General features: G+C 57.0%; 20 protein-coding genes. 2 read left to right on the forward strand and 18 right to left on the reverse strand.

Annotation, left to right across the window (positions count from 1 at the left end; genetic code table 11):
• Nucleotide 1: 1 nt before the first annotated feature.
• The 9 genes from pelG to CBW65_RS19790 form a co-directional block, all read right to left on the reverse strand.
• A complete protein-coding gene (gene pelG, locus CBW65_RS19750; protein ID WP_087458314.1) occupies nucleotides 2-1,570 on the reverse strand; it encodes an exopolysaccharide Pel transporter PelG in 1,569 nt (522 codons plus the stop codon).
• Nucleotides 1,570-2,976 carry a GT4 family glycosyltransferase PelF gene (pelF, locus tag CBW65_RS19755; RefSeq protein ID WP_087458315.1) on the reverse strand — a complete coding sequence of 469 codons (1,407 nt, stop codon included), beginning with the start codon at nucleotides 2,974-2,976 and terminating at the stop codon, nucleotides 1,570-1,572. The genes pelG and pelF overlap by 1 nt, the downstream gene beginning before the upstream one ends.
• A complete protein-coding gene (locus tag CBW65_RS19760; protein WP_087458316.1) occupies nucleotides 2,973-4,838 on the reverse strand; it encodes a DUF2194 domain-containing protein in 1,866 nt (621 codons plus the stop codon). Before CBW65_RS19760 ends, pelF begins: the two co-directional genes overlap by 4 nt.
• Complete coding sequence (locus tag CBW65_RS19765; protein ID WP_087458317.1) at nucleotides 4,835-5,875, reverse strand: tetratricopeptide repeat protein; 1,041 nt, start codon at nucleotides 5,873-5,875, stop codon at nucleotides 4,835-4,837. Before CBW65_RS19765 ends, CBW65_RS19760 begins: the two co-directional genes overlap by 4 nt.
• Complete coding sequence (locus tag CBW65_RS19770) at nucleotides 5,875-7,170, reverse strand: GAF domain-containing protein (protein ID WP_087458318.1); 1,296 nt, start codon at nucleotides 7,168-7,170, stop codon at nucleotides 5,875-5,877. The genes CBW65_RS19765 and CBW65_RS19770 overlap by 1 nt, the downstream gene beginning before the upstream one ends.
• A gap of 79 nt (nucleotides 7,171-7,249) precedes the next feature.
• Nucleotides 7,250-7,441 (reverse strand): hypothetical protein, encoded by a 192-nt coding sequence (locus tag CBW65_RS19775; RefSeq protein ID WP_087458319.1) that lies wholly within the window; start codon nucleotides 7,439-7,441, stop codon nucleotides 7,250-7,252.
• Nucleotides 7,438-7,827: an OsmC family protein gene (locus tag CBW65_RS19780; protein ID WP_408646560.1), complete on the reverse strand. Its 390-nt coding sequence runs from the start codon at nucleotides 7,825-7,827 to the stop codon at nucleotides 7,438-7,440. The genes CBW65_RS19775 and CBW65_RS19780 overlap by 4 nt, the downstream gene beginning before the upstream one ends.
• A 28-nt stretch (nucleotides 7,828-7,855) precedes the next feature.
• On the reverse strand, nucleotides 7,856-8,326 hold the full coding sequence (locus CBW65_RS19785; protein WP_087458321.1) for a hypothetical protein: 471 nt from the start codon (nucleotides 8,324-8,326) through the stop codon (nucleotides 7,856-7,858).
• A gap of 145 nt (nucleotides 8,327-8,471) precedes the next feature.
• Nucleotides 8,472-13,055, reverse strand: a complete 4,584-nt coding sequence (locus CBW65_RS19790) for a diguanylate cyclase (protein WP_087458322.1) — start codon at nucleotides 13,053-13,055, stop codon at nucleotides 8,472-8,474.
• 235 nt (nucleotides 13,056-13,290) lie between these two features.
• On the opposite strand from CBW65_RS19790, the gene CBW65_RS19795 reads away from it, so the two are divergent.
• Nucleotides 13,291-13,629, forward strand: coding sequence for a c-type cytochrome (locus CBW65_RS19795; protein ID WP_087458323.1), 339 nt, complete (start codon nucleotides 13,291-13,293; stop codon nucleotides 13,627-13,629).
• 426 nt (nucleotides 13,630-14,055) lie between these two features.
• On the opposite strand, the gene CBW65_RS19800 is transcribed toward CBW65_RS19795, so the two are convergent.
• Nucleotides 14,056-14,829 (reverse strand): CheR family methyltransferase, encoded by a 774-nt coding sequence (locus CBW65_RS19800; RefSeq protein ID WP_087459304.1) that lies wholly within the window; start codon nucleotides 14,827-14,829, stop codon nucleotides 14,056-14,058.
• 108 nt (nucleotides 14,830-14,937) lie between these two features.
• Here CBW65_RS19800 and CBW65_RS19805 point away from each other — a divergent pair, with 108 nt between their 5' ends.
• Complete coding sequence (locus tag CBW65_RS19805; RefSeq protein WP_157722076.1) at nucleotides 14,938-15,834, forward strand: patatin-like phospholipase family protein; 897 nt, start codon at nucleotides 14,938-14,940, stop codon at nucleotides 15,832-15,834.
• 47 nt (nucleotides 15,835-15,881) lie between these two features.
• Here the strand turns inward: CBW65_RS19805 and ndk are convergent, their stop codons facing one another.
• The 8 genes from ndk to CBW65_RS19840 all read right to left on the reverse strand — a co-directional run bounded on the left by ndk (nucleotide 15,882) and on the right by CBW65_RS19840 (nucleotide 21,842).
• The gene (ndk, locus tag CBW65_RS19810; protein WP_087458324.1) at nucleotides 15,882-16,328 is read right to left on the reverse strand and encodes a nucleoside-diphosphate kinase; all 447 of its coding nucleotides are present in this window, start codon (nucleotides 16,326-16,328) and stop codon (nucleotides 15,882-15,884) included.
• A gap of 104 nt (nucleotides 16,329-16,432) precedes the next feature.
• Nucleotides 16,433-17,242, reverse strand: a complete 810-nt coding sequence (locus CBW65_RS19815) for a polyprenyl synthetase family protein (RefSeq protein WP_332457822.1) — start codon at nucleotides 17,240-17,242, stop codon at nucleotides 16,433-16,435.
• The gene (locus CBW65_RS25265) at nucleotides 17,200-17,397 is read right to left on the reverse strand and encodes a hypothetical protein (RefSeq protein WP_332457823.1); all 198 of its coding nucleotides are present in this window, start codon (nucleotides 17,395-17,397) and stop codon (nucleotides 17,200-17,202) included. Before CBW65_RS25265 ends, CBW65_RS19815 begins: the two co-directional genes overlap by 43 nt.
• Before the next feature lie 12 nt (nucleotides 17,398-17,409).
• Nucleotides 17,410-18,498 carry a cyclic dehypoxanthinyl futalosine synthase gene (gene mqnC, locus CBW65_RS19820; protein WP_087458325.1) on the reverse strand — a complete coding sequence of 363 codons (1,089 nt, stop codon included), beginning with the start codon at nucleotides 18,496-18,498 and terminating at the stop codon, nucleotides 17,410-17,412.
• Nucleotides 18,495-19,331: a menaquinone biosynthetic enzyme MqnA/MqnD family protein gene (locus CBW65_RS19825; RefSeq protein WP_087458326.1), complete on the reverse strand. Its 837-nt coding sequence runs from the start codon at nucleotides 19,329-19,331 to the stop codon at nucleotides 18,495-18,497. The genes mqnC and CBW65_RS19825 overlap by 4 nt, the downstream gene beginning before the upstream one ends.
• A complete protein-coding gene (gene mqnE / locus CBW65_RS19830; protein ID WP_087458327.1) occupies nucleotides 19,331-20,488 on the reverse strand; it encodes an aminofutalosine synthase MqnE in 1,158 nt (385 codons plus the stop codon). Before mqnE ends, CBW65_RS19825 begins: the two co-directional genes overlap by 1 nt.
• A gap of 15 nt (nucleotides 20,489-20,503) precedes the next feature.
• Nucleotides 20,504-21,112, reverse strand: coding sequence for a UbiX family flavin prenyltransferase (locus CBW65_RS19835; RefSeq protein ID WP_087458328.1), 609 nt, complete (start codon nucleotides 21,110-21,112; stop codon nucleotides 20,504-20,506).
• The gene (locus CBW65_RS19840; protein WP_087458329.1) at nucleotides 21,105-21,842 is read right to left on the reverse strand and encodes a demethylmenaquinone methyltransferase; all 738 of its coding nucleotides are present in this window, start codon (nucleotides 21,840-21,842) and stop codon (nucleotides 21,105-21,107) included. Before CBW65_RS19840 ends, CBW65_RS19835 begins: the two co-directional genes overlap by 8 nt.
• Nucleotides 21,843-21,849 lie beyond the last annotated feature (7 nt).

Consider the following 21,849-nt stretch of genomic DNA (forward strand, 5'->3'; position numbering starts at 1 on the left):
GCTAGTCCTCCTTTTCCCGCTTGCGGCTGTGCTTCTTACTGCGCGGCGGCAATGACATGTCCGGATACCATCTATTCTCTTCCTCTTCACGCTGCTTAAACCGTTCCTCTTCCTCAGCATCCAGCACCGGATAACCCAGCCGCTGCTGGCGCTTGTTCGCCGTCGCCGCCGGGGGCAGCCAGCGCTTGCGCACCCCGTTCGGATCGTAAAACGCATAAAACAGCAAGCGTTCCAACTGGCGGTTCAGCATCCACAGCGTGATCAAAAGCATCAGCACCGAACCGAGCAGATAGCCCGCGCCGGGCGACCAGTTAAACTCGGTGGCGATCTCACCGCCAACCATCAGCGACAGCATGGCAATCCCAGCCGCCCACATCGCCTGCCTGCGCGCATCGAAATACAGCAGCAGCAAAAACGCGGTGATCCAGACCATGTGCGGCACCGAGCCGATGATCGTCCACTGGAAGATTTCGATCACGTCCGGGTAGATATGCCGGACCTGTTGGGCAAACACCCACGCCAGCAATGCCACAAACGCCTGAATCTTCATCATCCTAAGCAGCGAGGCTTTTGTCTCCAAACGCAGATCCTCTTCGAACATCCGCACCGGCGCCAGCGTGTCGCCGCTTTCGATCGCATCATAAAAGCGCCGGAACACCTTGTAGAACTCCGTCTCGATATTCACCGAAAACAGCGTAAACGCCGGAATTAGCGCCAAAAACGTCCAAAACTTCGCAAGGTCATACCCCGGCGACAACAGGTAACTGCCGCCGACGATCAAGCTGTTCTCCGACAGCCAGTACATCCCGTTGTCGATCCACAAGGTCATCGCATAAAAGAATCCGATCCCGATCAATTCCGGGTAGCGCTTATACTGCGGCTTGACCTCATACACCGCCGGCGTCTGCCCAGGGAAATCGCGCACAACAACGCTGCCGAGCCAGAAAAACGCCACGCCCTGCCCCAGCGTAAACACCGCGAGCACAACCGTTTCGTTGGCCTCCAGCCCGTTTAGCTTCATATAGACGCCATAGACCAGCGCCATCACGCCAAGCGAGGCCAGCCCAAACAAAAAGCCGCGTGCGATGTCCCAATACGCTTTGGCTGCCGAGAGCAAGATCATGATCAGCCCAAGCTGTGTCAAAATCACCGTCAACAGCACCGTCCAGATCTTGTAAGCCAGCGGCAGCGGCAGAAACCACTGTATCCCCGTTCCGATCAGCAACGCAGCCAGCCCGGTGTACAGATACACGCCGGTAAACCCGCTGAGCAGCCGCTCCGGAGCTTCCACGTACAGCGCGTCGGCCAGATAGCGGGTCAAAAAGAACTGCGCCGTCGTCGAGATCAGATTGGACGTGATCATCGAATAGGTGATCGTCGCAAAAAACAGATCGCGCTGATCGTTTTGCAAGCCAAACGCCTTGCTCCACGAAAGCAGCAAAAACAGTGCAATCAACGTCAACAGCCAAGGCCCGGCCGCCACGAAAGCAGCCGCTCCGTACACTTTCCACTTGCCGGAGCGGCCCGCGTCGCCGATCGCCTTGCGCAAAGTAAATCCAATGCCCGCCATTACGACATCACCGCCTCATCGTACAGCTTGCGATATTCGCGCATCACTTGGCGCAATGTATAGTAGCGCCGCACTCGCTCCCGGCCGATCCGCCCCATCTCCAGGCGCAGTTCGCGGTCGCCGGCCAGCTTCAACAGCGCCGCACCGGTGTCGTCGGGCGTCATCAGCTTGGTGACATATCCGCAGTCGCCAAGTTCATCGCCGTCAAAGCCTTCGATCAGCTCCCGGCAGGCTCCAACATCGGTGGCGACGATCGGCAGTCCGGCCGCCATCGCCTCCAGCATCACCAAAGGCTGCCCCTCGGAGATCGAGGTCAGCAAAATGCAGTCGAGCTGCGACAGATAGTGTAAGATATTGACCGGCCCCGTCCAGATCACCGCCGAAGCGATGCCCAGCGAGTCGATCAGCGCCAGACATTCTTCATAATACTCCTTGTCCTCATCCTGCGGACCGATCAGCATCAATTTGGCGTCCGGCTTCTGGCGCAGCACAACCGCCATCGCCCGGAGCAGCGTCTTGACGTCTTTGATCGGCACCACCCGCAAGATCGCGCCGACCGTAAACGGGCGGTCGGGCGTCGGATGGATGTGAGCAAACAGGTCAGGATTGACCCCGTTGGGGATCAGGCGCATCTTCCCCGGCTCCACCCCGTAGTGCAATTGTGCCCGCTGATTGCCTTGCGACAGCGTGGTCACAAATTTCGCGCCGTCATATCCGGCGAGACCGACGCGGGCGAAAAAGGCGTTCCACCAGCTTTTCAACGGCATCGACACCCATTCGGCGCGCACGATCTCCTCTTCGCGTTCCCGCGTGTAGATCCCGTGTTCGGTGATGATCAACGGCAGCCCGGTCAGACGCTGCATCACCGCTCCGTACCAGCCGGCATAGCCGGTCGAAGCGGCATGCATCAACTGCCCCGGCGGCAGCGGCGCGCGCAGCAGCCGCAGCATCGGCAGCCACATCGACCGCCAGTTCCAGACAAAGTCGACGAGCGCCGGCGCATTCGGCAGTTCGCGGTACACTTCCAGCGTCACGTCCCACGCCCACTTTTCTTCCAAAATCGCTTCCACCGTCGGCGTATGCCGCTTCGAGCGCACCGTGAGCAGGGTCTCCCGGCTCGGCAGTTCGCCCGTTTTGAAAAAGTGGCGCATCTCGTCGCGGTCGCGCTTCTTCCAGCGCCACAGCCCGCCGCTCACTTCATCCTGATCGTGCAGGTAGATCTCCTGCACCCCGCTGACGTTTGGCGGCAGTTCATACTTGTATTTCGCGTCCGGCTGCCGGGTCGCGCCGATATAGACAATCGAAAATTCACAGTCGGAGATCGTCCGGATCAGTTGGTGTGTCCAAGACGAAACGCCGCCCTGCACATACGGGTAAGTGCCTTCCAGCAGCAAGGTTACTTTCACTTCGCCACCTCCAGCACCATCTTCGCATCAGTTGCTTCCACCCACAGCAGGCCATATTCCTCATTGCGGGCCACAATCTCGCCGCCGGCAGCAACCTTCCACGCAAACGGGTCTTCCACATGCACTTCCAGCATCATCGGCCCTTGCAAAGGCGACAGATACGCCGTCAAGCGCCCCGGCTGCGAGTGGTCGAACTGCACCTGTGTCGCATGGTACATTCGCAGCTTGTCGGACAGCTCGGTCGCCGTCAGCGGCTGCAGCCATTGGAAGCGCGAGTTCACTTCCCCGACCAGCTTCGTAAAATCATCGCGCAGGTCGACCCACGTCTTGCCTTGGTTGCGGTCATCGTGAAACACGTCGTCCGGGTGGTTGAAGTGGGAGACGATGCCAAGGTTGGCGACTGCGCTGTACAGGTCGAACTTCTCATCATCGCTCAGCGAATAGCCGTAGGTGACCCGCGGCGTGCCCATGATCTGCGGGAAGTCCGGGTCGGCCATGAACTCTTGGGAGAACTCGCCTTCCTTGCCCGGCGTCGCGTACAAGGCGGAGATCGTCTTCAGCTCCGGGAACGCTTTGACCAACTGCGCCTTCCCTTCCCGGCTCAGCACGTTGGACGGCGGAATGTACATCGTCGGCAAGGGCGCTTGGATCTCCTGCTGCCAAAGCTTGCGCGCTGTCAGCAAGGCCCCGAGCATCTCCTGTTCCGACGGCCACGGCTTGTAGCCGTAGAGCTGCTGTTCATAGTCGGTATAGCTCTTGCGCAGCGACAGGTGATTGTACCCGTGCAGGCCAAGCTCACTGCCGTTGTTGACCAGTTGCACCTCAAGGTCGAACAACGTCTCCTGCCCGTTTTCATAGTAGTCGAACGGGCCGGTGACCTGATCGTTGTACATAAAAATCACGCCCGCCGAATAGCGGATACCGTATTTTCTTGCGATCTCCTGCATATCCGGGTCCCAGCGCTTCAGCCGGAACATATAGTCGGTCATGCCGGTCGCATTGCCGGGCGAGACTTGGTTGTAGGCGGGCGACGGGAAATCGTCGATAAACCAGACCTGCGCCCCGACGGTCGCCTTAGCGCCGCCATGCGCCTTCAACATCGTCTGGATGAACGCGCCGCGCATCGGCGGCTCCTGCAGCGCGGTCGTGTTCCAATACAACACTTGGCCGGCGCCGCGCTCGATCTTCCAGATGTACGGAATGGCCCACTCATCGTCCGACTCGGCCCAAATATCCGCTTCCTCCGTCAAGGCTGGCTGCAAGGTGAGCGAGGAAGATCTGAGCTTGTCGCTGCTCAGCAACACTTCCGACATCCCCGGGTAGATGTTTGGCTTCATCCAATGCAGACCGGACGGCGCTTCCTCCGCAAAATTCGGCGTCCCTTGGATTCCGAAAAAAGCGTTCAAGGGTGAGCGGGGACTGCGCAGCGCATTGATCAACAGGCCGCCCTGCTCCGTCACATACTTCTGCAGCAGGTCCAGATGCGGCAGGTCGTTTTGACGCTCCCCGATGATCACCACTGCGCCTTGCTGATAACGGTCGAGCGGCGTATTCAAGCTCTTGTACTCGGCAAACGTCATCACGTCAAAAGGGAGCTTGGCATAGCGCAGCGCCATCGACAGGTTGTCGACCGTCGCAAACACTTCCGGGATCGCTGCATGGCCCTGATAGAGCAACAGATAGCGCTGGTGCGGCGCATCGGGAATCTCAGTCCGCTTGACCGTGTCAAACGACAGCTGCGGCTCCCAGCGCCGGTCATCGGCCACCCATTCCTGCACGCGGGGCGGCACCGTCACCGCGACGACCGCCAGCAGCACCGTATAGAGGGCGATCCGAAAAAGGGGCAACTTGCGTTTCCTCATGCTTGATCTTCTCCCCTTTCCCACAACTGCACCAAGCCGCGCACCGCGTCCGGCAGGTTCTCCCCGTCCGAGACCAGCCCGGCCAGCTCCACCAGCCGCTGCTGGTCGTTGCGCTCATAGGCGATCTGCATCAAGACGCCCAGCGCCCGGTCGGCAGGCACCCCGGCGCTGTTTTCATACCAATGCAAGGCGATCTGCTCCGCCTCGTCAAAGCGGTCGAGCATAAACAGCGTCTGAGCTTTCTCCACGCCGGCCATCGGCTGACCGGGCGCCAGCGACAGCGAACGGTTCAGCACGCCAAGGCGCTTGTCCAGATAAAAACGGGACAGTTCCGCCCCGGCGATCCCTTCCTCGATGATCTGGCGGTACTCATCGGCGAGCTTGTTCCAGATCTCCACATCGTCCGGCCGGCTCTCCAGCTCACTCTCCAACTTGCGGATGTGCATCGAATGCACCGCTTCAGCGCGAGACAGCAAAGAAGCTCCGTAGTAACGCACTTCCGGATCGGCGTCATCGAGCGCCTTGCGCACGACCGGCACCTGAATGCCCGACGCCATCGACTGCGCCTGCAAAAGCACGCTTTTCTTGCGCTGCGGGTCATGGCCTTCCAGCACGTCGATCATCGGCACCACATCAAGCACGCCACCCCAGTCGATCGGCGAGCGGTACACATCTTGCGCCACCGGCACGTCCTGCCAGGCGCCTTGCACCTTCGTCACCCGTGTCGACCAGTACGCCGCCATAAAGCCGCCGATTCCCGGCAGCAAAAAGCAGGTCAGCGCGGTCAGCGACTGCCGCGAACTCCACGGACGCAGCGCGGAGATCGGCTGCGCAAAGTGGGCGAACAGCAAAGCAAGCCCGCCGCGCACGACGAGCAGCCAGGCAGCGCCTTGCAACGCCAGTATAAACAACAGGACATCCAGCAGGCCAAACAGCACAAACAGCACGATCGAGCGCAGATGAACCGCTCCGCTCGTCCGCTTTTTGCCGGTCGGTTTGCCGTACTTGTCCTTCCGGGACTGCAATTCTGCACTCATTATGCTTCAACCCGCTTTTCCGCTCGAATTTCACACTCGTTGTGCAAAATGCGCGTGTCGAGCACTTGGAATTCGTCACTCGCCAGCCGCTCCCAGATCCGCTGCGCCACCCCGCCCGCATACTGGTGTTCCAGGGTCGGAAAGAGCAGCAGCAGCCGGTTGGTCTCCGGCTCCCACGTCGCCAGGTCGAATGTGCGCATCTTGCCGCGCAGAAGCTCGCTGAGCAGTTCCGGCACCTCTTCGTCGGGCACCACCGTGTGCAGCGTCGCTTCGAGAATCGTGTATGGAACGCCGTAGCGCATAAACCGGTCATGCTCCAGCCCGCATTGCTCGTGAAAATACGGAGCGCGCAGAAAGCGGGAGTTCGGATAGGTCGCGTCTTTCAGGCGGGCCGCTTCATAGGCAGCCGCCCGCTCCAGCGACGCCGAAGCCCACTTGGTCAGCACTTCGAGCAGCTGTGTCGTGTCGGCCGTCACTTTTGACATCGGGAGCCGGTGGATCGCGATCAAGGCATAGGTGCGGTTTTGCCGAAAGAGCGGCACGATGTAGATCGGAGCGGGGCGCTCTTTGGCGTCTTTGAAGGTCAGCACTTTGCCTTGTTCGATCGCCTTTTTGACCAGTTCATGAGTGTCGATCGTCACCGAGTTCGACCACGCCGGCTGCCCGACGCGAACGGCGAGACGGGCAAAACGGTTGCCCTCCTCGATGCGGTAAATGCTCGCCTGCTCCACTTGCAGCAGATCTTCCAGCACGCCAAGCAGCTCGGTGAGGATCTTTTCGACTGACAGCACGTTTAAGCTCTGTGCAATCTGATACAGCCTGGTCATCGTCGCCGTCTGCCCCAGCACCCGCCCCTGCAGTTCGAACAAAGCAGTCTCCGCCTGCTGCAGGCGCGAACGCGCTTCGGTCGCTTCCTGCTGCATCAGCGAAGCCTGATCGCGCAGCCGCTGCATCCGGCGCTCCAGCGTCGTGCGCAGTTCGCCAAACACATAGCCTGCGACCAGCAGAAACATCGGGGTGAGATAGTGTGTCGGGTCGGCAATGATAAACGACCACAAGGCATTGATCGGAAACGCGGTTGTCGTCGTGAGCATCGCCAAATACAGCACCGAAGACAACAGTCCCGAAAGAAGCCCGATGACGGGACCTGCCACCCAAGCGCCGTAGATCACCAGCAAAAAGAACGGAGACGGGTTCACATTAAGCAATGTTACTGCGGGGAAAAAGCCAACGATGAGTCCTAACCCGATCAGTACTTCGAGGAGTCCTGTCAGCTTCCGACGAAACGGTATCATCTTTTGACCTCCTGAAGTCAATACCTTGATCTCTGTCTCTAGTTAGAAGCACCCTGCCGAGACGGCGAGGGTGCCCAGATTACCAAACTTTGCGGTTGCCGTCCTGGCTCTTGTCCCGGCGCACGATGGTGTTCGGCGCGTCGTGATGCTGCCATTCAAAATGATCGCGGGTCTGCTCGCGGCGCGCATCGTCCATCAGGCGGCCGCAGCGGGAACAGCGGTTGTTGGTGACATGGTTCTCTTCATAGCAGTCGGTGCATTTGATAATCATTGAGTGCCTCCCATTTCATAGCGCTCTCCGTTCAGTTCGTAGGAGACCGTCAAGTTCGCGTTCAAAGAAGCCGATGCCGAGCAGTACTTCTCATTGGAGAGCACGATCGCCCGTTCGACCTTGTCCTGGGTCAGATCAGGACCTTTCAGAATGTAATGGATATGTATGTCGGTAAAGCGCTGCGGCATTTCCTCAGCTCTCGTTCCGGACAGCTCCATGCGGAATTCCTCCAGGGTCAGACGCCCTTTTTCCAAAATCATCGCCACGTCGATGCCCGAGCAGCCGCCAAGTCCCATCAGCAGCAGTTCCATCGGGCGCGCGCCGGAGTCCTCGCCGCCGATATCCGCCTTCGCGTCCATCGTCACGTGATGGCCGGAATTGCCCACCGCATCAAATTTGCGCTTGCCTTTCCAATCAATGCTTATGTTCACTGTGCTCCATCCTTTCCATCGCGGGATGGGGCCAAGCCCCACTGTTTCTTGCCTCTTCCAATTGTACAGCACTGTCCGCATTTTGGGAACGTTCTTTCATGATCTCTTCGACCAGCAAGAGATCGAGATGCACCCGTCCTTTTTGCCGGAAATGATGGTTGATCGACCAGACGATGACGAGGATCGACGCGAGCGCCACGATCATCCAGCGCAGCGAATCGTGCGGAAAATATTTATTGACCTGCGCGCCGAAAATCAAAAAGACGATCGGCATGGTCGATGCGAGCAGCGGAATGTTGCCAAGCATATGCTGGCGGCGGGTCAGTTCGGCGCGGATCAGCCACAGCTCGTCCTTGCTTTTGCCCCGGTAATAATGATAAAGTTCGTTCACGATCCCCTCATGCGCCCGGTAATAACCGTCCATGACTGCGGGTCTCGTCTCGGTGCTTTTCAAGATGTCTTGCACTCCTTCCCGAGTTGCCGATAAAAGGTAGTCTATACGTTCCCATCCATTTCATGTACGAAAAGGTCTGTATTTTCTTCTTCCTGTTCCCGCTCATCAAAAAGACCGTCCGGCGATGTGCCGGGCGGTCTTTTGTTTAGATTTCAAAGTCATCATGCGGCAGTTCCCAATAGCAGACGACGCGGTTTTTGCCAAAGCGCTTGGCGAACGTCTCCGCCTGATCCGCTTTGTCAAACAGGTCGGTCGCGTCGACCGGCTGGTCCATATCAAACGAGGACACGCCGATCGATGCGGTCAGCTGATAGCGGTCGCCTTCGATCGGGATGTTGCGCAGGTTGTTCAGCACCCGCTCCGCAACGATGCGCGCAGCCGTTCCGTTCGTGTTCGGCAAAATTACGATCAGCTCTTCCCCGCCGAATCGTCCGACGATGTCGACGTTGCGCACCGAACGCTGCAAGGTCTTCGCCACCGTGCGCAGCGCGCGGTCCCCTTCGTTATGGCCAAATCGATTGTTGATCGACGAGAAATTGTCGAGGTCGATCATCAGGAAGGAGAGGTCGATCCCGTAGCGTTTGACTTTGCTGAACTCTTCGGTCAGGCGCTTCATGAAGTAATTGCGCTGGTACAGGCCGGTCAGGTTGTCGGTGATCATCACTTCGTACATGATCGCATTCTCGACGTTGGAGGAGACCAGTTGGGCAAACGAGTTGATGAAGCGTTTGTCACGCAGGGAGAACGGCGTTTGCAGGCTCAGTTTTTCCAAGACCATCACCGCGATCACTTGCTGGTCATGCGAGTACACCGGCAGCCCGTAAAGGTAGGAACTGCGCCCTTCGCACTCCAGCGGCTTCTCTTGCTCAGCGACGCTGGCGATCATCTCATCGACTTCCAGGTTGGCCGACGGCACCGCCTGCAGCTGCTCATTCAGATGGATCAGCTCCACCCGTTCCGGTGCCAGTTGCACCATCAGGTGAATGTTGTCGAAGAGCAGGTTTTCGAAGATGACGGCAGCGAGGTTCTCGCAGACCGTCTTGACCATGATCGAAGAAGAGACGCGGCGGATGGCGTCGAGCAGGATCTCGTTGTCGGTCAGCGTGTCGATCAGCTCTTGGCGCTCCTCGACCATCTTGCTCGACCAGGTGCGCAGTTTCGATCCGTTCGCTTCGACCTTGTGCACCAGCCGCGGCGCGGCTTGCGTCACGACTTCCTGCATCTCCTCGATCACCTGGTTGGCCTGTCCGACCAGCTCTTGGTTGGTCTGGCGCATCAGCTTGTCGATCTGCCCAAGGCGCGCCTGCTGGTTGAGCTTGCGATAGCCGATCAGCGCACGCTTGTAGTTGAGGTTGGCTTCCACAAACTGCCGCGTTTGCTGGTACAGGCGGCCGAGGCAGTAATGCGCGGTGGACAGATAACCGATATAACCGGTGTTGTGGATCAGCTGTTGCACCGCCTGCGCGGCCTGCAGACCTTCTTCGTTGCGTCCCGCTTCCTGACAGGCCATCGCCAGCAGCAGATAGCGCTTGATGCGAATCTCGGTCGGCACGTCCTGCTCACCGACCAGTTGGCTGAACTCGGCGATGATGTCTTCATACTGCCCTTTGATCAGGTTGTAGCGCCCGCGCAGCAGTTGATGCTCCTCAACAAAATCCCGGCTGGTGCAGATCTGCTCGACCACCGGCCACATCCGCTCACACTTCTTCAGTTTGCCAAGGGCAACCGATGTGCGGAAGCGATAGAGGAAAGCATGGTCGCGCATCAGTTTGCGCCCTTGCTTTTTCGCCGTTTTGATCAGCGTGTCGATCACGCGCTCCGCCTTTTCGAACTCTTCGATGAACAGGAAGTGTTCGATCTCATGACAGAGCAGCGACGTATCTTCGCCCGCGAACACCGCCTGGCAGGTCTCGCGCGCTTTTTCGATATAGCGCTGGGCGTGGTACATATCGCCGAGCAGACGATAGATCTCGACAAGGTTGATGTAGGCGATCGCCTCTTTCATCCGGTTGCCAAGGTCGGCCGCCAGATTGGCCGACTGCAGGTAGTAGTCTTTCGCCCGCAGCGGGTCGGTCTTCTGGAAGCCGATCGCCATGCAGTTGTAGATGCCGATCAGCGCCTGACGATTGTTCGCATGCTCGGCGAGCGATGCGGCTTCGTGCAGGTAGTGCGAGCTGTCTTCAAACGACACGCCCGGCACGCTCATCAGGAGCACCTGCAGGTTGTACAGCCAGGACACATAGTGGCGGCCTTTCAGCGTTTCGCGCAGACGCTGCCCATGCTCCTTCTGGTAACGCTCCATGGCGCGGATGTGCTCGTAGTCGCCGTCCGCTTCGAGGTAATACATGGCGATCGCCACCATCGCGTAGAGCTTGTCCTGCTCCGAGACGTTGTCCGTCTGGATCTGCTCTTCCACATAGGCCACATGCGGCTTGAGCGCTTGGAAGTTCCCCATGTTGACATAGACCAGCATCAGCGAGATCAGCACGTGCACCGATCCTGTGCGCTCATACAGATCGGTCATCACGCTTGTCGCATCGTCGAGCAATCCGAGCAGGCGCAGCATGCGCGCGCGGAACGTATACAGGGAGTTCGGACACTTGCGCTTGGGCAGGTGCGCATACAGCTCGATCGCCTTTTTGATCTGCGCTTCCCCTTCGGCAAACAATCCGCGGCGGTACCAGCGGCGTCCCCCGATGATGTTCAGGTAGATCGCCCGCTCCCACTCATGCCCCGCTTCGAAGTGATACGCCACTTCCATGTACGAAGTGGAGCCGACATCGAGCAGGCAGGCGGCCAAGGTGCGGTGCATCTGCGAGCGCATCTCTTCCGGAATCGTTTGGAAGATGTGGTCTTTGATGTTGTTCGACGTAAAGCCGTACAGGTTGTGCATCTGCCAGACCAGGCCCTGCTCTTCCAGCAGGCGCAGCACCGGCAGCAGATCCTGCGCTTTTTCAAAACCGCACGCCTTGGCTGCCGCTTCCACGATCATCGACCCTTTGAACAGCGACAGCACCTGGCAGACCTCTTTCGCCTGCGGCGTCAAAGACTGCAGACGGAACAGAATCAAAGACTCCATCCCCTGCGGAATCTCAAACTTCTCCACCGATTCCGGCACCATGTGCCAGACGTAGCGCTCCTGATAGAGCTGCTTGGTATCAGCGAGGTAGTCGATCAGTTGGAACACCTGCTCCAAGGATCCGCGCCCATGATAGTTCAGCCACTGGATAAACTCATCGCTCAGGAAATCGGCGCTGCCAAAGCGCGAGCGCACCGCCTCGCGCATCATCTCCAGCGGCAGCGGTTCGAGGTGCAAATGCGCTTGGAACAGAGACATCAGCGCGGGCGCGGGCGTTTCCGTCACGCCAACAAACCCAAGCGACAGCGTCTCCTGCCCCAGCAGCTTTTTGAAAAATTGCAGGGACTCGGCATCCAGAAGGTGCGCATCGTACAGCTCGAACACCATCGGTTCGCCATAGGTCTCTAAAATTTCTGAGAAAAAGTCAAACAGCAAATTTTCAGGCTCTTGATGCTTTGGCTGTTCACCAACTTCGGCGGTCAGCATGTCGCGGTATTCAAACGCCACGCGCGGCAGCACGCTGCCGAGCAGGTTCACGTACATGCGCCCCAGACGCTCCAGCTTCGGCACAGCGAAGCAGAGCAGGAACAGCTTCATAACGAGAAGCTCCACCGCGCCAAACGGCGTTTCCCGCACGGTCGCCGAAATGACCGACACGTTGTGCATGTAGCGCCCGGAAACTTCATAGATCAGGCGCTTGCGGCCGACACCGGTCTGGCCGGTGATCAGCATCGAGTTGCGGGTGCCCTGCATCATCCGCTCGTAGAAGTTGGACAAAGTCTCCACTTCCTGTTCGCGGCCGGTAAACTCCGCTGAGAACAGATATTGCGATCCGTATGTCTGCATGTCGGCGTTGCAGATCCCGTCATGGCGGCCCAGCGTGCGCGTCAGTTCGTCGATGATCTGGCCGATCCATTGAAAACGTTTGCTTGGCTTGCGGTTGATCATCTTCAGCACGAGCCGGTCGAGGTGCGGCGGAATGTGCTCGTTATAGCGCGACGGCGGGTGCAGCGTCCCGTCGCCATCCTCCGAAAAGGGGAAGTGTCCGGTCAGCACAAGATAGAAAAGCACGCCGAGGTTGTAAATGTCCGTCCGCGCATCGAGCGGGCTCATCGTCATCGTTTCCGGTGCAAAATACTGCAAAGCATCGTCCGCCCCGCAGGCGTTGTACAAAGACAGAGGCGCGTCGGTCAGCATCGTCAGCAGGCGCACCGAACCGTCCGGCTGCACCAGCACATAGTCGGGTGCGATCCCGCCGTGCCACATCGTCCGTCCATGCAACTGCGCAATCGCGTCACAAAGCTCCTTGAGCACCTCAAGCACCGCCGTCAGCGGCTTGCCTTCGGTATACTGAAGCAGCGACTCTTCCCCAGCCTGCCAGTCATACGCGACATAGCTCGCGCCTTCTGCTGAGAAGACATCGAGCACTCGCGCCATCGGCAGACCCGCTTCCTGGAACAAACGGGCGCGCAGCGCGATCTGGTCATGTCCAAGGAAAGACACCACATGTGGTGCCAGACGCACGAGCCGAACTTTTTCATTTGTCTTTTGATCCCAACCTGCCAAGTGATCCCCAAAATAGGAACTCGCGCCGATTTGCTCCACAATGGCAAAGCGGTCATCCACCTTTGTCTGCAGGGTCTCCGTCATGGAACGTCACATCCATTCTGCCGATACAGTTCTACTAGATTAATCTTAACACAAAAATTAATCAAAGTCATAGATTGAGACAGGAAGTTTATAGAATCTGAGTGAATTTGCAAGGTAAATCGCCCACACAGCCAAGAAAATGTACGATTTTGGACACAGGTTTCCAAAAAATCAAGTGTATGTATTTCATTTTTGTCATGGTAAAATGGGTGAGTAGAAGAAAGGAGTGTGAACTATGAGCTTACGTGGTATCGGTATCGTACTTGTTCTGTTCGTATTGGGCGTTGCCTTCAGCGGCTTCGCATCTTATTCCGCAGACACCTTCCAACACAAGGAAGAAAAAGCAATTGACGCTGAAAAGCTCGTGATGCAAAACTGCGCTTCTTGCCATGGCAAGGACCTCAAAGGAACGGACCTGGCTCCGAGCCTGCATGAGAAGGGTCAGAAGCTGTCTGCTGAAACGATCCAACAGATCATCACTGATGGGGTTTCGCCGAACATGCCGGAGGGCCTCCTGAAGGACCATAAAGAAATTAGCGCAGTAGCAAATTACATTACCAATCTCGACAAATAAGCGAACAATAGGATTCTTGCGTTATGCGCATGAATCCTTTTTGTTTGTCCTGCACCTTTCATCAGAAAAAGGACTGCCCATTGGGTCAGTCCTTTTCTTGTTGTCTATTGCTGCATCTCGAGAATATATAGTAGCTCGTCTAAGCTTGGTGCAATATTTTTAAGATATGCCTCCCTGGCCCCGGTTTTTTGGTGGGGCTCTCTGTGCGATTCGGTAAAACTAAATCAAATTGAAGTTAATATGACTCAGAGTTGAAACCAAATCGCTTTTCCTATTTCATTCTAAGTCGAAATTCCTTGAAAGTAAATAGGCAATACGCATGATTGCCAAAATTTTTGGATGTAAATTACGCGACAAGTTTCGAGGAATTTCGACAGTCGAAAGGGGTCGTAGGACTACCTCCCCCCCACATAGGGTATAAAGGCACTATTGACGCTGGTAAAAAAACGTGTCGTAAGTCGTAAATCGGAACGACTGCGGGTTAAATATCTGTTCCGTACTGCCTACAAACAGCACGCCGCCGGGACGAAGCGCATCGGAAAACTTGCGATATAAAATGTCTTTGGCGTCTTCCGTGAAGTAAATGATCACATTGCGGCAGACGATCAGGTCAAAATCGGAGTCAAACGCCTCTTCGAGCAAGTTGTGCTTCTTAAATGTCACGCAGCGCTTGACCGCCTCGGAGACGGCAAACAGGTTGTTCGGAGTCTCTGTGAAATACTTGCGCTTAAACTCCTCCGGCACGAAATGCAGGGAGCGTTCCGAGTACAGGCCCTGCTTCGCCTTGCTCAGCGCATTTTCGTCGAGATCGGTGGCGAGAATCTGAATGTCGGACAGCGGCATGAACTTGCTGAGCAGCATGACCAGCGTGTACGGCTCTTCCCCGGTCGAGCAGGCGGCGCTCCAGATTTTCAAGCGGCGTTTGCCGACCAGCATCTCCGGAACCACCCGGTCGCGCACCACATCCCAGCGGTTGGGGTTGCGGAAGAACTCCGACACGTTGATCGTCATCCGGTCGAGAAACTCGCCAAACAGCTTGTCGTCTTTTTTCAAGCCGTCAAAATAGGACATAAAATCACGAAAGCCCCGCTTATCTCGCAGCGCAGTCAAGCGCCGCTGCATCTGGGGGCGTTTATATTTGCGAAGGTCAATCCTCGTATATTTAAAAATGCTTTCCATAAACAGTTCAAAATCATCAATCGGCAAAGCGGGTACCTCCCTCGTTCCTTCTGGTGCCTCGATTTACCTATTCGTCCATCAGGGTCAAAAGTCCTGCCTCCACCCCCTTGCCGAAAGGGAGGAATTTACGTGAAACTGGGCCTTGCGTTAAGCGGCGGCACCTTGCGCGGTTCTGCGCACATCGGGGTGCTGGAAGCGCTCTGGGAAGCGGGCATCCGGCCCGACCTGATCGCCGGCACCTCCGCCGGATCGGTCATCGCATCCCTCTATGCCAACGGCTTGTCTCCGGCGACGCTGCGCCGGATCGCCTTGAGCTTCAAAGGGCGTGAGCTGATCGACTGGACGACGAGCACCTTCGACATCTTGAAGCTGATCGCCCTCTTGCCACTGCAATACCTCGGCTTCACCAAAGACTGGACCCGCCTGTTGCCGCAAGGGTTCGTTCGCGGCGCCAATTTCGAACGCTTCCTCAACCAACTGTTCACCTTGCCTCCTACCCACCCCAAAATCCCGCTGTTCATCACCGCGGTCGACATCGTCTCCGCCGAATCGATCATCTTCACCGACCCGCTGTTTGCCAGAGGTTACGAACTGGGCGGCTGGGTCTACCTGCCGATGCAAGACAAAGGCGCCTGCGTGCGCTCCTCCTGCTCCCTGCCCGGTCTCTTTACGCCCCGGGTGATCGACGGACGCTCGCTCGTCGACGGCGCGGTGCGGATGAACATCCCGGCCGAAGTGCTCGTACAGGCCGGCTGTGACAAAGTGATCGTTGTCGACCTGCACGACACGGAGATGAAAAATGTCAGCGCGCCGCCGAAGACGTTCCTCGACGTCTTTATGCGCGGCGTTGACATCATGCAAAACGAAATCATCTCACTGCAGTTGATGGATGAAAACGTGTTTGCCCTGCAGCCGGTGATCAAAGGAGTTGGCTTTACTTCGTTTGACAAGATCGCCTACTGCATTGAACAAGGCCGTCAAGCGACGCTCGCCAAAATGGACGACTTGAAAGCCTATCTCCAATAAAAAAGCCCGCTTCCGTGATGGAAGCGGGCTTTGGGCTGTTCAGCCGATTAGATCCACTTGTTGATCGCTTTGTCGTAGGACAAAGTCTCGCCGCCGAACCACAGGCCGATTTCGCGAGCTGCGTTCTCCGGGGAGTCGGAGCCGTGGATGATGTTCATGCCAACGGAGATTGCGTAGTCGTTGCGGATGGTGCCCGGTGCTGCAGCAGACGGGTTGGTAGCGCCCATCATTGCACGAGCGGTAGTGATTACGTTTTCGCCTTCCCAGATCATGCCGAATACCGGGGAGGAAGTGATGAAGTCAACCAGTTCGCCAAAGAACGGCTTGTCGGAGAGTTCAGCGTAGTGGGACTCTGCCAGTTCGCGCGGAACTTGGATCATTTTCGCGTTTACGAGCTTGAAGCCTTTGTTTTCGAAACGGGAAACGATTTCACCGATCAGACCGCGTTGTACGCCGTCCGGTTTTACCATGAGGAAAGTTTGTTCAACTGCCATTGGTTCAGACAACTCCTTTTATGTACGCTTTTATGTACGCATTTCTTTACAATCCTTGTCCATTTTACCAAGGTCATTGACGATAAGCAAGCGAACGCGATCAATTAATGATCGCGTTCGTTGATGAAATGAGCGATGCCTTCCAGCTTGGTGCGAGCATCCGTATTCGGAAGCTGCCGCAGCGCCTCCAGGCACTTCTCCATATAACGGTCAGCCATCGTGCGGGCATACTCAATGCCGCCCGATGACTTGACGATTTTCACCGCTTCTTCGACTTCCGCCGCTGTCATCTCACGGCCGATCAAATTGCGCAAACGCAGCGCATCGCGCGAATTTTGCAGCGCAAACAGCACGGGAAGCGTCAGATTGCCTTGGCGAAGGTCAGAACCGACCGGCTTGCCAAGCTTTTTCGGGGTCGAGGTCAGGTCGAGAATGTCGTCGATGATCTGAAACGCCATCCCGGCATAATAGCCGTAGCGCTCCAAGAGACGCACTTCACGCGGCTTGCACTCCGCGACCATCGCGCCCAAGGTGCAGGAGACCGACAACAAGAGCGCCGTCTTGCGCTTGATGCGGCGCAAGTACGTGCGTAAATTCTGCTCCATGTTGTAAAAATCGCGAATCTGCTCAATCTCCCCTTCGCACATGGCGACGATCGACTCCGAAAGAAGTTGATGGATTCGTACATCAGAAAACTCGGCGAGCAAAACGAGCGCCCGAGCAAAAATGTAATCGCCGGTGTACATCGCCATCCGGTCGCCCCACTCCGACTTGACGGTGGGCGTCCCGCGCCTTGTGGCTGCATCGTCGATCACGTCATCATGAACGAGCGAAGCCATATGAATCAGCTCAAGCGCCGCTGCGACCTGGGTCAGCTTGGCGACATCGTAGCGCCCAAACTTCCCGGCGAGCAAGACGAAGACCGGACGAATCCGCTTCCCCCTGCTTTCAGCAGATGAGCAGATGCTTTCTTCAGGTTGTACTGGGAAGTGTGCACCTCGTCATGGAGCCGACGCTCCACCATGTCAAGATCCGATTTGAGCGAAAAATAGATGTCCATCAACTTCATTCAAAATCCACCTTAGAAAATGTTCAGAATATTGTATTGCGTGTCGCGCTGTGCCGGGACGCGTCCTGCATCGCGGATCAGGCGGATCAGTTTTTCTTTGTCGCTGCGGTTGTGTGCGCCTGCTGCCGAGACGACATTTTCCTCGATCATCGTCGAGCCCATGTCGTTGCAGCCAAACTCCAGCGCCAACTGCCCGATCTTGTCGCCCATCGTCACCCAGGAAGACTGGAAGTTGCGCACATTGTCGACCATCAGACGGGAGATCGCCAGGTTCCTTAAGTACTCAGCAGCCGTTGCGCGCTCGCCTTTGAGCGCGGTGTTGTCAGGCTGATAGGTCCAGGAGATAAACGCGGTGAAACGGCCGGTCTTATCCTGCTGTTCACGCACGCGGATGAAGTGCAGCAGACGCTCTTCGATCGACTCGCCAAAGCCGATGACCATCGTCGCCGTGGTGTTCATGCCGTGGCGCTGCGCCGCATCATGGACTTCCATCCACTTCGTCCATGATTCTTTCAGCTTGGAGATGCGCAGGCGGGTTCTGTCATCGAGAATCTCCGCGCCGCCGCCCGGCAGCGAGTCGAGACCCGCCGCTTTCAACTGTACGATCACTTCGTCGAGCGGCAGGCCGGACACTTCGACCATCTTCAAGATCTCTGCTGCCGAGAAGGAGTGCATCGTGATGTCAAAACGGGACTTGATCTTCTTCAGCAGGTCAAGATAGTAGGAGAACGGCAGGTTCGGGTTGGTCCCGCCCTGCATCAGGATCTCCGTGCCGCCGAGGTCGATCGTCTCCTGAATTTTATCAAAAATCACTTCATCAGACAAAACATACGCGTCTGCATCTTTCGCCGTGCGGTAGAAAGCGCAGAAACGGCAGTAGGTGTCGCAGATGTTCGTGTAGTTGATGTTGCGGTTGATGACAAACGTGCCCATGTTGTCCGGGACATGCTTTTGCATGATCTTCTTCGCTGCAGCGCCAAGTTTGGTCAGGTCGTGCGACTGGTACAAGATCGTGCCGTCTTCCAGCGACAAGCGTTCGCCTTGCAGCGCCTTGTCGAGCACCTCATCCACCTTGGTCGTCTTCGTGTTTACAAAACTCATTCCTCGTCACCCCACAGTTCCAGCTTGACCGGTTTCTTGAGCAGACCATGACGGTATGCGGCGTCAAAATAAGCATTGGCGCCAACCGCCCACTCTTCATCCAGGTCATGACGTAGTTTATTGAAATAAGTGCGCCAAAACTCTTCGGTCTGTCCGAGCATACGCATCGCCTGCGCGATCACCGCATCCATGTCGGCCAGCCCTTTCTTCTTCCCTTCGAGGAAGAAGCGGTGAATCTTGCGCACTTTCTCCGGGTTCTCCTCAATCAGGCGCTTGGGAACGGCGCAGACGGCAAACGTCATCGAATGACCGGTGCGCTTGTTCCACTCTTCGCCCAGGTCATACAGATGACAACCATGCTCCTGCACCGACCAATACAAAGCATCATCGGCGATCAACAGCGCTGCATCCGCCTGCTCCAGCATCGCCGGAAGGTCGTCGGACGGCAGCGTGATGTATTCAGCAGGCGTGATCCCAGTCTCCGCGAGCAGGATCTTCAGCAGATTCGAGCTCGACTTGGAGATGACCGGCAGCGCGATCACCGCGCCGTTCAGTTCCTCCCACGGTCGCTTGGAGAAAAAGAAGATCGAGCCGACCGGGCCGCGCGCTGACACGGACAGCCCGCGCAACGCCACAAAATCTTCGGCCAGCTCCGCGTACGCCAAGGAAGAACAGAGTCCGGCGTCAACCGAACCTTCGGCCAGCCATTTGTTCAGATCGCTTGGCGCGCCGGGTATAAATTCAATCTCAGGGTCAGACTTGTCAAGAAAATGGCAGATCGGCAGTGCGTTCGTAAATTTGATATGGCCGATCCGCACATGCAACGGATTCATTACAGAACCGTAAGCTCCTCGACCGGGGCTTTCTTGCCCTTCTCAAGGTGCGAGAAATCGGTGTTGACGACATTGTACAGCGTGTCGCGTTCCACCGGCATGCGGCCTGCGTCGCGGATCAATTTCACCAAGTCTGCTTTTGCCATACCCTGAGATGTCTGCGCGCCTGCAGCATGGTAAATCTTTTCTTCCACGACGTTGCCGTCGAGGTCGTCTGCGCCAAACCACAGCGCCGTCTGTGCCAGCTTCTCGCCGACTTGCATCCAGTAGGTCTTGATGTGGTCGATGTTGTCGAGCATCAAGCGCGCCACGGCGATCACTTTCAAGTCTTCGAAGCCGGTCGAAATGTGCAGATGCGGGAACTTTTTGATCAGTTCCGTGTTGTCCGGGTGCCACGACAGCGGGATAAACGTTTGGAAACCGCCCGTCTTGTCCTGCAGTTCGCGCAGACGAATCATATGGTCAATGCGGTCTTCGAGCGACTCCACATGGTTATACAGCATCGTCGAGTTCGTGCGCAGGCCTTTTTTGTGCGCGATCTCGTGGATCTCCAGCCAGCGGTCGCCGCTGGTCTTGTGATCGCAGATGACCGAGCGCGGCTCATCAGCAAAGATCTCCGCGCCGCCGCCCGGCATCGAGTCGAGGCCGGCTGCAACCAGTCGGTCGAGCACCTCTTCTGCCGACATCTTGTTGACGCGGGTGAAATGGTCGATCTCGACACCGGTCAATGCCTTGATGTGCAGATTCGGGCGCTTTTCCTTGACTTTGCGCAGGATGTTTTCATAGTAATCGATGCGCAGGGCCGGGTTGTTCCCGCCAACGATGTGGACTTCGGTCGCTTCCGGATCGATCATGTCGATGCGGTGCTCGATCTCTTCCATCGTCATTGTGTACGCAGCAGGATCTTTCATGCGCACGCCAAACGCGCAGAAATCGCACAGCGTCTGGCAGATGTTCGTCGGGTTGATGTGCCGGTTGGTGTTGAAGAACGTCTTGTCGCCGTGCTTCTTCTCCCGCACATAGTTGGCCATGTGGCCAAGCGCCGTGATATCGTTGGACGAAATCAGCTTGACGCCGTCTTCGAAGGTCAGACGCTCTTCGCGCTGCACCTTCTCCCAAATCTCTGCAAATGGGTGGTCTTTGGTGATGATTTCCACAGTACTTCCCCCCGTCTACTCCTTCTCCCGATCGCCCCAACGGCGAAACAGAGTATGTTCCACATGCATGCTGTCCAGCACTTTGCCAACGACAAAATTGATCAGGTCGTCCATCGTCTCCGGGCGGTGATAAAAGCCCGGCATCGCCGGCACGATCTTGGCGCCTGCATCGGCCGTGGCCAGCATGTTTTTCAAATGAATCTTATTAAACGGCGTCTCCCGAGGCACAAGAACGAGCGGACGCCCCTCTTTGAGGTGCGTGTCCGCTGCGCGTTCCAGCAGGTTATCAGAAGAGCCGTTGGCGATCGCTGAAAGCGTTCCCATCGAACATGGAATCACGACCATACCGGCCGTGAGGTGCGACCCGGACGCCACCGGCGCTCCGTAATCGCGGCTGCCATGGATCTGTAAGTCAGCATCTTCCGGCAGTTCAAACAAGCGGGGAATCGCAGTCAGGTCGCCGTGCGACACGTCCCACCCCATCTCGAGGGTGAACACCTGCCAGACCGACTCGGAGAGCAAAAGGTGTACGCGATGGCCGGCGCGGCAGAGTTCCTGCACCAGTCGAATCGCATACACCGCACCGCTCGCTCCCGTCATTCCGACGACAAATTCCTTAGTCATTGCGCGAATCCTGTTGGAGCGGCTTCTTGCCGATATGCAGCGCGCAGATGCCGCCAAAGAAGTTCCAGACCCGGACGTCGGTCATGCCGACACTCTCCATGATCTTTTTTAACTCCTGTTGATCCGGGAAGTTGGTCAGCGACTCCGGAAGCCACGAATACGAAATGCTGTCGCGGGATGCCAGGTTGCCGATCGCCGGCAGGATCTTATAGAAATAGAAGAAATAGAGCGCCCGAAACGGCTTCCAGACCGGCTTGGACAGCTCAAGGGACACGACCTGTCCGCCCGGCTTGACTACGCGCATCATTTCGGACAGCACCTTGCGGATGTCCGGCACGTTGCGCAGCGCAAAACCGATCGTCGAATGGTCAAACGTGTTGTCCTCATACGGGAGATCCATCGCGTTGCCGTAGATCATCGACGTCTGTTTGCCAACGCCGGCCTTGTCGATCTTCGGGTACGAGTATTTCAGCATCTCCTGCGAGAAGTCCAGACCGACCACCTTGCCCTCCGGCCCGAGCTGCTCGGCCAATGCAACCGTCCAGTCGCCGGTGCCTGCGCACACGTCGATCGCCGATTGCCCCGGCTGTATATTCATGCGCTTCATCGTAATCTTACGCCAGCGCTTATGAAAACCTGCACTTAACAGGGAGTTCATCAGGTCGTAACGCTTCGCGATGCGCTCAAAGACGTAATGAACTTTTTCTTCCTTCGATGCAAACTTATCCATTAAATTC

The organism is Tumebacillus avium, from assembly GCF_002162355.1.
Taxonomy (GTDB): Bacteria; Bacillota; Bacilli; order Tumebacillales; family Tumebacillaceae; genus Tumebacillus_A; species Tumebacillus_A avium.